The 11,872-nt window shown below is 66.9% G+C and carries 8 protein-coding genes; 5 read left to right on the top strand and 3 right to left on the bottom strand.

Going from position 1 to position 11,872, the window contains the following annotated elements:
- Positions 1 to 1,182, top strand: a 1,182-nt coding sequence (locus ILT46_RS10445) for a PAS domain-containing protein (RefSeq protein WP_199504585.1), incomplete at its 5' end; no start/stop codon positions are given.
- Here the strand turns inward: ILT46_RS10445 and ILT46_RS10440 are convergent.
- Together ILT46_RS10440 and lgt are read right to left on the bottom strand one after the other, a co-directional pair.
- Positions 1,179 to 2,231 (bottom strand): class I SAM-dependent methyltransferase, encoded by a 1,053-nt coding sequence (locus tag ILT46_RS10440; RefSeq protein WP_370592415.1) that lies wholly within the window; start codon positions 2,229 to 2,231, stop codon positions 1,179 to 1,181. The genes ILT46_RS10445 and ILT46_RS10440 overlap by 4 nt on opposite strands.
- Complete coding sequence (gene lgt / locus ILT46_RS10435) at positions 2,228 to 3,130, bottom strand: prolipoprotein diacylglyceryl transferase (RefSeq protein ID WP_370592419.1); 903 nt, start codon at positions 3,128 to 3,130, stop codon at positions 2,228 to 2,230. The genes ILT46_RS10440 and lgt overlap by 4 nt, the downstream gene beginning before the upstream one ends.
- A 150-nt stretch (positions 3,131 to 3,280) precedes the next feature.
- On the opposite strand from lgt, the gene ILT46_RS10430 reads away from it, so the two are divergent.
- From ILT46_RS10430 to ILT46_RS10420, 3 genes are all read left to right on the top strand, one after another.
- Positions 3,281 to 4,981 (top strand): class I adenylate-forming enzyme family protein, encoded by a 1,701-nt coding sequence (locus ILT46_RS10430; protein WP_199504583.1) that lies wholly within the window; start codon positions 3,281 to 3,283, stop codon positions 4,979 to 4,981.
- A complete protein-coding gene (locus ILT46_RS10425) occupies positions 4,981 to 7,740 on the top strand; it encodes a [protein-PII] uridylyltransferase (protein WP_370592418.1) in 2,760 nt (919 codons plus the stop codon). Before ILT46_RS10430 ends, ILT46_RS10425 begins: the two co-directional genes overlap by 1 nt.
- Positions 7,741 to 7,832: 92 nt before the next feature.
- Positions 7,833 to 10,535, top strand: a complete 2,703-nt coding sequence (locus ILT46_RS10420) for a TonB-dependent receptor (protein ID WP_199504581.1) — start codon at positions 7,833 to 7,835, stop codon at positions 10,533 to 10,535.
- 55 nt (positions 10,536 to 10,590) lie between these two features.
- On the opposite strand, the gene ILT46_RS10415 is transcribed toward ILT46_RS10420, so the two are convergent.
- A complete protein-coding gene (locus tag ILT46_RS10415; protein WP_199504580.1) occupies positions 10,591 to 11,268 on the bottom strand; it encodes a YggS family pyridoxal phosphate-dependent enzyme in 678 nt (225 codons plus the stop codon).
- Here ILT46_RS10415 and ILT46_RS10410 point away from each other — a divergent pair.
- Complete coding sequence (locus ILT46_RS10410) at positions 11,267 to 11,842, top strand: thiamine phosphate synthase (protein WP_199504579.1); 576 nt, start codon at positions 11,267 to 11,269, stop codon at positions 11,840 to 11,842. The two genes, ILT46_RS10415 and ILT46_RS10410, sit on opposite strands and share 2 nt — an antisense overlap.
- The last annotated feature ends 30 nt before the right edge of the window (positions 11,843 to 11,872 follow it).

Here is an 11,872-nt window from a genome sequence, read left to right as displayed (position 1 = left end):
TGCCGACGGGGCGGGCCATACGTTTACGCCGGCGCGCCGCTGATCTCGTCCGAAGGAGCGCCGCTTGGCGCGCTATGTGTGATCGACCGCGTACCCCGCCCCGAAGGATTGACATCCCTGCAGACCGAGGGGCTGGCGGTGCTCGCCCGCGCGGTGATGCGCCGCCTGCTTGAACGGCGCGGCGTGCTCGCCAGCGAGCGCGAGCGCAAGAGCCGCGATCTGACGCTGCGCTCGCTTGCCGATGCGATCCCCGATATCGTCTGGTCGATCGATCGGCAGGGCCAGTTCGATTTCGTCAGCAACCGGTGGCAGGAATTCACTGGCAACCCGCCGCCGGCCGCGCCGGCCGACTTTGCCAGCCTGATGCACGCTGAGGACCAGGACAGCTTTGTTGCCGCGTGGCAGGCGGCACGGGCGGGGGGCGCGCCGCTCAACGGCGAATATCGCCTGCGCCATCGGGACGGGTCATGGCGCTGGATGGCGGCGCGGGCATTGCCGACCATGCCGGGGCAAGGCGGCACCACGCAATGGTTCGGCACGCTGGCCGATATCGACGAAGCGCACCGCGCGGCCGAAGGGCGCGAATTGCTGTCGCGCGAGTTGGCGCACCGGATTAAGAATATCTTTGCCGTTGTCGGCAGCCTCATCAGCCTGCGCGGCCGCGCCCACCCCGAAGCCGCGCCGTTCGTGGCCGAAATCAGCGAGACGATCGGCGCGCTTGGCCGGGCGCATGATTATGTCCAACCCGGCACCGTCGACGAAGGGGGCGCGCCGGGAGGCGCTTTGGCCGGGCTGCTGCAGGCGCTGCTCAAACCCTATATGCGCGCCGGCACCAGCCAGGTGACGATTACGGGCGCCGCCGATTGCGCGGTCGGCCGCCGCGCGGCGACGCCGATTGCGCTGGTATTCCACGAACTGGCGACCAACGCCACCAAATATGGCGCGCTGTCGGTCACTGGTGGCAGTGTCACGGTTGATGTCGGCCGTGACGACGACGGCGTGCGGATCAGCTGGCGTGAGCAGGGCGGCCCGCCGGTGGCTCCGCCCGAGCGCGAGGGCTTCGGCTCGCGGCTGGCGCGGATGTCGGTCGAAGGGCAGCTTGGTGGCAAGCTCGAGCGGCGGTTCGAGGCAAGCGGGCTGGAGGTCGATGTGACCATCCCCGCCGCCACGCTGGCCGCCTAGTCGACGGGAAAGCCCACCCCGTCGGGCCAGCCGGGCGCGGCGAGACCCATCACCTTGAACAACTCGCCCATCTGGTCGGAAGCGATCAGCCGGTCGCGCTGCGCGGCGAGATCGGCAGCATAATGCGGCGCGCGGTGCGCCAGATTGTCGGCCCGGGTCTCGATCCCCAGCGCGCGCAGCCAGTCGCCCTGCGTCACCGTGCCGAGCCAGCGCGCCTCGCGGGACTGGGCAATCCGTCCCAGCGTCGCGAAATCGACATGCGCGGTAAGGTCGGCAGTGCCCGGCATCGCCAGCGGGTCGACCTTGCGATGCGCGCTGATAGCCTGGAAGGTCGAACCGGTGCGCGGCTCGGCGTGGCCATAATCGATGAACAGCGCGGTGCCGCCCTGCTGCGCCAGCCGCCCGGCGACCTCGTAGACGATCGCCGCCGCCGCGGGCGAGGTTTCGACGATTGTGCCCACCGGCTCGCTCCGCAGGGTATCGGGCACCGCGCTGTCGAAGGGTTGCTGCCCGGCGACATAGCACAGCGCCTCGCCATCGAGGCCGATCATCCGCTCGCGCCAGCCGCCGTCCGTGCGAACCAGCTGGCGCACCGGCAGCGCGTCGAGAAACTCGTTCGCCACCAGCAGCACCGGGCCGTCTGTGGGCACGGTGGCGAGGTCGTGATGCCAGATCGCCTGCGGCAGCGCCGCCTGCTGCACCGCGCGCAATTCGGTCGAGGCTTCGACCAGATGCACCTGCGGCGTCAGCCCGTAACGCGCCGCCGTCCGCAGCGCATCGCGCGCCAGCGTGCCGCGTCCGGGGCCGAGTTCGACATAGAGCGGGTTTTCCGCGCGCCCGGCACGCAGCCACATATCCGCCAGCCACAGGCCGATCAGCTCGCCGAACATCTGGCTGATTTCGGGCGCGGTGACGAAATCTCCCGCCGCGCCCAGCGGATCGCGCGCCGCGTAATAGCGCGCATTGCTCTCGCCCATATAATGGGCAAGGCTGATCGGGCCGGTATTGCGGATCAGCCGGCGGAACGTGTCGAGCGTGTCGCCGCTCACGGCTCTGCGCGCGGCTCCACGGGAACGGTGCCGCTCGCCTCGGGCGGCCGGCGCAGCGCATAGGCCATCACCACGAGGCCCAGCAGGATCAACGGGATGGTCAGCCACTGGCCCATCGACAGGCCGGTCTGCCGGGCGAACTCGGCCAGTTGCGCATCGGGTTCGCGGAAGAATTCGGCGATGAACCGGGCAAGCCCGATGCCGAGCGTAAACACGCCGACCAGCAGGCCCGGCCGGTACCGCGCCCGGGTGCGCCAGAACAGGTACAGCATCACCGCCATCAGCAGCGCCCCTTCGAGCGCGGCCTGGTAGAGCTGGCTCGGATGGCGCGCCAGCGGGCCGCCGCCGGGAAAGATCATCGCCCAGGGCACATCGCTGACGCGGCCCCACAGCTCGCCATTGATGAAATTGGCGAGGCGGCCAAGGAACATGCCGAAGGGCACGTTGACGGCGATGTAATCGCACACCCTCAGGAACGACAGGCCGCCCTGCCGGCACACCCAGGTGATCGCCAGCAACACGCCGACCAGGCCGCCATGAAAGCTCATCCCGCCATCCCACAGCCGCAGCAGGTTCCAGCCGACCAGCGTGCCCGGCGTGGTGGTGGTGAACAGCGACGGGTCGTAGAACATCGCATAGCCGAGCCGCCCGCCGAGGATGACGCCGAGCGTGCAGTAGAAAAACAGGTCGTCGGCATGGCGCTGGGCGAGCGGAGCGCCGGGCGCCTTGATCATTTTCGACAGGTGCCAATAAGCCAGGAGCAGCCCGCCAAGATAGGCGAGCGAATAGAACCTGAGGGTGAAGAAGCCCAATTCGATCCCCGGCCTCAGGCCGAGATCTTCCCAATGGATCGGCGAGGCCGCACCCGCAGCTGGGGCGATGGCGGCAAGTAGTGACAGCAACAGGTGAACCCCCTAGGACTTACGGGCCGCTGGCGCGGATTGGCCCGCGCTAATGGCATAGCACGCCGGTGGTGGGAACCCTCGGCAGCGGCCCCCGCCCGATCCGCCAGTCAGGGCGGACGGCTTCAAACAGGAGAGCACCAGTCCATGCCCACGCAGCTCGACGACACCCTCGAACAGATCATCACCGCGCTGACCGCGCCGGGCGCCATGTTCGAAACCGTGCAGGTCGATCGGCGCGGCGTGGCGATGCCCGCGTTCAAGGCCGCCCCGCCCAGCTTGGCGCATTATCTGGCGCATTATTGCGATCAGCACCGCGACACCGTGTTCCTGGTCGATGGCGATACGCGGCTGACTTTTGGCGAAACCTATCAGGCTGCGCTTCGCGTGGCGCACGCGCTGGTCGGGCAGCACGGGATCAGGCCAGGCGACCGGGTGGGCATTGCCGCGCGCAATTCAGCCAACTGGATCATCGCCTATATGGGCACGCTGCTTGCCGGCGGCTGCGCCACCCTGCTCAACGGTTTCTGGACCGGCGAGGAACTGGCTTATGGCACCCGCCTGATGGGCTGCACGCTGGTGCTGGCCGACGCCCAGCGCGCGACCCGCCTCGAAGGGCATGATCACGGCGCGCGCATCGTGCTTATCTCGCATGGCGGCGCGCCCACCGACGGGCTGGCAGCGGTGTGGGACGAAGCGCTTGGCGCCGCGCTTCCCGAACTTGGCCCCGATGACCTGGCAACGGCGCTTTATACTTCGGGCTCGACGGGTTTTCCCAAGGGCGCGGTCAGCGACCACCGCGCCGTGGTCAACGGAACAATGAACTACATCGCGCAGAGCGTGATGGTGCTGCAATATTTCACCGCCAAGGGCGAAGCGCCTTCGGCCCAGCCCAGCGCACTGGTTGCGGTGCCGCTGTTCCATGTCACCGGCGAGGTGCCGCTGTTGCTGCAAAGCTTCGCGCTGGGGCGCAAGCTGGTGCTGATGCCGAAATGGGATGCAGGCGAGGCGCTGCGGCTGATGGATGCGGAACAGATCACCTATTTCGTCGGCGTCCCGCTGATGAGCTATGAAATCGCCACCCATCCAGACCGCGCGCATTACGATTTGTCGGCCTGCAAGAGCTTTGCTGCCGGGGGCGCGCCGCGCCCCGTCGAACATGTCACGCGGATAAAGGAAGCCTTCCCCGAAGGCTTCCCGCTGCTCGGCTACGGCCTGACCGAAACCAACGGCGTCGGCTGCGGCAATTTCAACGAAAATTACATGGCCAAGCCCGGCAGCACCGGCCGGGCCAGCGTGCCGCTGGTCGATATGGCAATCCTTGACGATGCTGGCGGCAAGCTGGCCGCGGGCGCGGTTGGCGAGGTCTGCATCCGCTCGGTCGCCAATTTCCAGTGTTACTGGGACAATGACGAGGCGACCGGCGCCGCCTATACTGATGATGCCTATTTCCGCACCGGCGATCTCGGCTATCTCGACGAGGACGGCTATCTGTTCATCGTCGATCGCAAGAAGGACATCATTATCCGCGGCGGCGAGAACATTTCGTGCATCGAGGTCGAGGAGGCGATCTACGCTCATCCCGACATCGCAGAATGTTCGGTCTTCGGCCTGCCCGACGAACGCTATGGCGAGGTGCCGGCGGCGGTCTATTTCCTCAAGGACGGGCGCGACCTGGCGCCTGACGAGCTGGTCGAATTCCTCGAGGAACATCTCGCCCGCTTCAAGATCCCGCTCGAGGGGCATATCCGCCGGGTCGATGCGGCGCTGCCGCGCCTCGGTACGCAGAAGATCGACAAGCGCACGGTCAAGGCCGAATACAGCCCGGCGCTGCTGGCCGCGGCTTGATCGCCGAGCGGATTCCGGCCCAGCGGGCGATCATCGACCGCCGGGCGCTGGCGGGCGAGATTGCCGCGCTGGCAGGTGCCAGCAACGGGGCCGAAGCGGCGCGTCCGGCGATCCTCGGCGCGCTGCGCGCCGCGCTCGATGCCGGCCGCGAGGAGCTTGCCCGGCGGCTAGCGGACAAGCCCTCGGCCGGGCACCAGCACGCCGCTGGCCATGCCTTCCTGATCGATCAATTGCTGCGGGTGATCCATGATCATGTCGCCCATGCGCTATATCCTGCCGGCAACCGTTCCGCGGCCGAGCGCTTGGCGATCGGCGCGGTCGGCGGCTACGGCCGGGCGGAGATGGCGCCCTATTCCGACGTCGATATCGCCTTCATCACTCCCGCCCGCCGTACCGCCTGGTGCGAACAGGTGATCGAGGCGATGCTCTATTTCCTGTGGGATCTCGGGCTCAAGATCGGGCATTCGAGCCGCAGCGTCGATGATCTGATCCGCCTGGCGCGCGAGGATCTGACGATCCGCACCGCGCTGCTCGAAGGGCGGTTCGTGTGGGGCGACCGGGCGCTGTACGACCATGCCATGCAGCGCTTCGCCGCCGAGGTGGTGCGCGGCAGCGAACGGCAGTTTGTTACCGACAAGCTTGCCGAACGCAATGCCCGCCACAAGCGGATGGGCGACAGCCGCTATGTCGTCGAGCCCAACGTCAAGGACGGCAAGGGCGGCCTGCGCGATCTCCAGACGCTGTACTGGATCGGCAAATATATCCATGGCGTGCGGGCGGCGCGCGAACTGGTCGATGCCGGGCTGTTCACGCAGGATGAATATCGCGCCTTCCGCCGGGCGGAGAACTTCCTCCTCGCGGTGCGCGCGCATATGCACACGGTGACCGGGCGGGCGGAGGACCGGCTGACCTTCGACCTCCAGCGGCAGGTGGCCGAACGGATGCGCTTTGCCGATCGGCCCGGCAGCCGCGCGGTCGAACGGTTCATGCGCTATTATTTCCTCCAGGCACGCACGGTCGGGTCGCTGACGGGCATTTTCCTCGCGCATATCGACGAGCAGATGGGCAAGGCGCGCAGCCGTCGCGGCCTGCTCGCCGGGTTCACCGCCCGGACGCGCAATCTGAAGGGCTATCGCATCTATGGCGGGCGCATTTCTGCGCCGGGCGACGGCTGGTTTCGTGACGACCCGGTGCGGCTGGTGGAAATCTTCCAGCTTGCGGAAAGCGAACAGCTCGAAATCCACCCCGACACGCTGCGCCTCGTCACCCGCGATGCCGCGCTGATCCGCGACGAGGTGCGTGCGGATGCGCGGGCCAACGCGCTGTTCGTGCAGCTGCTGGCCGGGCGCAACGATCCCGAAACCGTGCTGCGCTGGATGAACGAGACCGGGGTGTTCGGCCGTTTCGTGCCGGATTTCGGCCGCGTCACCGCGCAGATGCAGTTCGACATGTATCACCATTATACGGTCGACGAACACACCATCCGCGCGATTGGCCTGCTCAGCCGGATCGAGCGCGGCGAGCTGGCGGCCGACCACCCGCGCTCGACCCGTCTGATCCGCCGGGTCGCCTCGCGCCGGGCGAGCTATGTCGCGGTGCTGCTGCACGATATCGCCAAGGGCCGCGGCGGCGATCATTCGGTGCTGGGCGCCGAGATTGCCCAGCAGCTGTGCCCCCGTTTCGGGCTGAGCGAGGCCGAGACCGAGCTGGTCGCCTGGCTGGTCCGCCATCACCTGCTGATGAGCGCGACCGCTTTCAAGCGCGACCTGACCGATCCCAAGACGATCGAGGATTTCGTCGCCTCTGTGCAGAACCTCGAACGGCTGCGCCAGCTGATGATCCTGACCGCAGTCGATATCCGCGCCGTCGGCCCCGGCACGTGGAACAGCTGGAAGCGCCAGCTCTTGGGCGAATTGTATGATGCGGCGCAGGAACAATTGCGGCTCGGCCATGCGGGCGCGGGGCGCGAACAGCGGATCGTTGCGCGCAAGACGGCGGTGGCCGAATTGCTGGGCGACGATCCGGCGCTGGCGCTCCACGGGGCAGAGTTCGGCGATGCCTACTGGATTGCCGAACCCGAAGACATCGCCGCGCTGAACCTTCGCCTATATCGCACGGCGCTGGCCCATAACCGTGCGCTGTCGGTCCATTGCGAGGTCTATCCCAGCCGCGGGGCGACACTGGTCAGCGTGATCGCCGCCGATCACCCGGGTCTGTTCTACCGCATCGCGGGCGGCATTCACCTCGCCGGCGCAAACATCATCGACGCGCGCATTCACACCACCAGCAGCGGCTGGGCGGTCGATAATTTCCTGGTCCAGGACCCGCACGGCCAGCCTTTCAGCGCGCCCGAACAGCTGGCCCGGATCGAGGCCAGCATCGCCGATGCGCTGGCGGGACGAAGGCAGATCATGCCGCAGCTCGCCAAACGCCGGCTGGCCCAGCCGCGCGCCGAAGCCTTCGAGGTGCGCCCGCGCGTGGTGTTCGACAACCACGCTTCGAACCGCTTTACGGTAATCGAGGTCGGCGCGTTCGACCGCCCGGCCCTGCTGGCCCGACTGGCGCGCGCGCTGTTCGACAGCCAACTGATTGTCCATTCAGCGCATATCACCGGCTATGGCGAGCGCGCGGCGGACACGTTTTACGTTACGGATCTGCTGGGAAAGAAGATTTCCGACACCACGCGCATGGCCGCGATCGAGGCATCGCTGCTGACAGCGGCAAGTGATGCAAGCGAACAACGGCTGGAAAAAGTCTAGGGTTTCGGCCGCTTTTGGCTATTGCGGCGGCGCCTTGTTGGGTTATTGTTCCGGCAAAACAAAATAAGTTCATAACAGGAAGGGAGACCCTGATGTCCAAGCCGCTTTCCACCCGCGCGCTCGCGCTGGCCGGCGTTGCCGCCACTTTGATCCCGCAAATCGCCCAAGCGCAGGATGCCGATACCGGCGCCGAAGCGCAGACGGAAATCGTCGTCACCGCGCAGGGCCGCGAACAGGCGCTGGCCGATGTGCCGGTGGCGGTCTCGGCCGTGACCGCCGAAACGCTGCAGAATTCGGGCACCAGCGACATTCGCGAACTGAACCAGGTCGCCCCGTCGCTGCTGGTCTCCTCGACCGGGAATGAAGCCAACGGTTCGGCCCGTATCCGCGGGATCGGCACGGTCGGCGACAATCCGGGTCTCGAAAGCTCGGTCGCGGTGTTTGTCGACGGGGTCTATCGCTCGCGTTCGGGCAATGCCTTGTCCGAACTCGGCCCGCTCGACCGGGTGGAAATCCTGCGCGGGCCGCAGGGCACGCTGGGCGGGCGCAACTCATCGGCGGGGATGATCAGCATCTACACCGCCGCGCCGACCTTCGATTTTTCAGGCTACGGCGCGTTCACCTACGGCAATTACGATGCGATGAGGATCGAAGCAGGCGTCAATGCGCCGCTTGGCGAAACGCTGGCCGCGCGGGTGGACGGGGTCTATTTCAAGCGCGACGGTTTCTACTACGATGCGGTCAACGATACCGACATCAACAATCGCGACCGCTATCTGGTGCGCGGCCAGTTGCTGTTCGAACCGACCGAAAGCCTGTCGCTGCGGGTTGTCGGCGATTATTCCAAGAAGGAAGAAGCGTGCTGCGCGGCAACCTTCGTGCAGGCCGATTTCGCGCCGCTTTCGCGCGTCAGCCCGGGTCTCGACTCGTTCGCCCGCCCATTGCCGGGCGCACCGTCGCTGACCAGCACCGGCAACCCGATCGTGCCGGTTGTGCTGGCGCTGGGGCAGAGCCCTGCCGGGCTCACCCAATCGACCTTTGAACGCACGATCTATCCCACCCGCGGCCGCTCTTACGAAGGCGAGACCGAGGATTGGGGCATCTCAGGCGAGCTGAATTACGATTTCGGCGCGATCAATTTCACCTCGATCACCGCCTATCGCGATTATTTCAATTCGCAGGGGTCGGACACCGATTATACGCAGCTCGACCTCCTTTACCGCACACCGGGCGACAATGCGCTGTCGCGCGAATTCAAGACCTTCACCCAGGAAATCCGCTTTAACGGCACGGCCTTCAACGACCGGCTCGACTGGCTTATCGGCGGCTATTACGCCCACGAGAAGCTGGAAACGCGCGATAATGTGCGCTTCGGCACGCAATATGGCGCATTTGCGCCGTGCCGCGTGGTGCTGGCGATCAATCCGGCGCTGGTTTCGCCGGCGAGCACCGGCTGCCTCAGCGCCGGGGGCCGTGCGGTGTTGCAGGCCGCCAATGGCGGCGTGGGCGCGTTCGGGCCGGCCACCCCGCTGATCTTCGCCGGGCTCAACAACCTTGCCACGGTCAACGATCGCGGGAGCCTGGGCGAAGTCTATAACCAGACCAGCGAGAACTTCGCGGTCTTCACGCACAACATCATCCATTTGACCGATCGGCTCGATCTGACGCTGGGCCTGCGCTACACGACCGAGACCAAGGATTTCTCGGCCGCGTTCCGCAACGACAACACCGCCTGTGTAACCAACCAGGCGCTGCTCTCGGGCCTGCTGACGACGCCGCTGGCCGGCCTTGCCGGCGGGATCCTCGGCCTGTCGTGCCAGGGCAACTCGACCGCCGGGCTGGACGGCAAGACGCTGGCCGACACCCGCGAGGAAGACCAGCTGACCGGGACGGCAATCCTCAGCTACAAGCCGACCGATGATCTGATGGTCTACGGCTCGTATTCGCGCGGCTACAAGGCGGGCGGGTTCAACCTCGACCGGTCGGCGCTGGGCAATCCGGTGACGCTCAACGTCAATGCGCTCGATCCGCGGCGTCTCCAGTTCGACGAGGAGACCGTCAACGCCTATGAAATCGGCGCCAAATACGCGACCCGCCAGTTCAGCCTCAGCCTGGCGGCGTTCCGCCAGGAATTCACCAACTTCCAGCTGAACACGTTCAACGGTTCGGTCTACCTGGTGCAGAACATCAATGGCTGCAGCGAGGATCTGGGCCTGACCGACAGCGACGCCAGCCCCACCACCGGCGGCTGTGCCGCCGATAATGTCGCGCCGGGCGTGATCGCGCAGGGCATCGAGCTGGAAGCCGCGCTTAGCCCGGTGCGCGACCTGTCGGTGACCTTCGGCGTGACCTATACCGATACGTCCTATGTCGATGATCTGATCGGCAATGAAAGCGGCGCCCCGCTCGATCCGGCGCTGCGGCTGCTGCCGGGCGATAACATGTCGAACGCGCCGGAAGTGGTGGGCACCACCTCGCTGACCTTCACCCCGGCGATCGGGACCAGCGGGATGCGCGGCCTCGTGTTCCTCAACGCGCGTATGACGGGCGATTACAACACCGGTTCGGACCTGCAGTATGGCAAGGAGCAGGACGGTTACGTGGTGGTCAACGGCCGCATCGGGCTGACCGATATTGGCGGGCGCTTCGCGGTCGAAGGCTGGGTGCAGAACCTGTTCAACGAACAGTACACGCAGGTCGCTTTCAACACCCCGTTAGTGGCCCCGCAGCAGATGTTCTCGGCCTTCCTTGCCGAGCCGCGGACCTACGGGATCACGGTGCGCGGCGAATTCTGAGCCACGCTCAACTTGATACCGAAAAGGGCGCCCGCGTGGCGCCCTTTTTTGTGCGCTAGCCGCGCGCGCCGAACAGAGCGGTGCCGACCCGCACATGCGTCGCGCCGAGCATGATCGCGGTGGCGAAATCGCCGCTCATCCCCATGCTGCGCCCCGACAGCCCGTGATCGGCGGCGAGTTTGTCGAGGAAGGCGAAGAACGGCGCCGGCTCGATCCCGGCAGGCGGCACGCACATCAGCCCCACCACCGGCACCTCGGCCGCGCGCGCGGCGGCGAGCAGCGCGGGCAATTCGGCCACCGGGCAGCCGCCCTTCTGCGGTTCTTCCCCGACATCGACCTGGACAAAACACGGCACTTGCCGCCCGACCTTGTCGAACGCGCGGGCGAGCGCGCTGACGAGTTTGGGCCGGTCGAGCGAATGGATGCAATCGAAGAAAGCCGCGGCCTCCTCCGCCTTGTTCGATTGCAGGCTGCCGACCAGATGCAGCGCGATGCCGGCATATTCCTCGCGCAAAGCGGGCCATTTGGCGGCGGCCTCCTGCACACGGTTCTCGCCGAACACGCGCTGCCCGGCGGCGAGCAGCGGGCGGATCGCGGGCGCTTCATGCGTCTTGCTGACCGCGACCAGCGCTATCTCTGCCGCGTCGTGCCCGGCAATGGCGGCGGCGCGGGCAATCTCCGCGCGCACCGTTTCGAGCGGGGCATAGGGCGCGTGCTGGGTCGTCTGGTCCATGCGGGCGCGCTATAACCTGGCGATGCGCCAGCGCCAGACCCCCCGTTCCGCCTTGCCGCTGCGCTGGCTGCTGACCGATGCGCGCAACGATGCACTGCTGGATGCCGCGCTCGCCGCGCTGCCGCCCAATTCGGCGCTGGTGCTGCGGCATTACCACTTGCGACCCGCCGACCGCATGGCCCGAATGGGCGCACTGGCCCGCAAGGCACAGGCGCTGGGCCATCTGGCGATCCTGTCGGGCACAGCGGGGGAGGCACGGGCGCTGGGGGCCGAGGGGATTTATGGAGCCGCCGCGCTTCATCCCGCACCCGGCCTGCTCCGCCTCGCCACCGCGCACAACACCGCCGAGATCGCCGCCGCGAATGCGGCGCAAGCGGACGGCGTGTTTGTCTCCCCCGTGTTCGCCACGCGTTCGCATCCCGGCGCGCCCGTGCTGGGACCGGCGGGGTTCCATACGGTGGCCGCTGAAGCCACCATGCCGGTAATCGCGCTCGGCGGAATGAGCGAGACCCGTGCGGCCGAATTGGGCTGGCCGCGCTGGGGCGCCATCGACGGGCTGATCCAAGTTCCTTGACCTCGGACCCTTGAGGATTCATGCTGTGTT

Source organism: Qipengyuania sp. YIM B01966 (genome assembly GCF_016461955.1).
GTDB lineage: Bacteria > Pseudomonadota > Alphaproteobacteria > Sphingomonadales > Sphingomonadaceae > QFOP01.
Note: the sequence above shows the minus strand (reverse complement) of the source record. Positions and strands in the feature narration are given on the sequence as shown.

Coding starts and splice junctions, on each gene's coding strand:
- ILT46_RS10420 (WP_199504581.1), top strand. CDS start 7,833: ATGTCCAAGCCGCTTTCCACCCGCGCGCTCGCGCTGGCCGGCGTTGCC.
- ILT46_RS10415 (WP_199504580.1), bottom strand. CDS start 11,268: ATGGACCAGACGACCCAGCACGCGCCCTATGCCCCGCTCGAAACGGTG.
- ILT46_RS10410 (WP_199504579.1), top strand. CDS start 11,267: ATGCGGGCGCGCTATAACCTGGCGATGCGCCAGCGCCAGACCCCCCGT.
- ILT46_RS10430 (WP_199504583.1), top strand. CDS start 3,281: ATGCCCACGCAGCTCGACGACACCCTCGAACAGATCATCACCGCGCTG.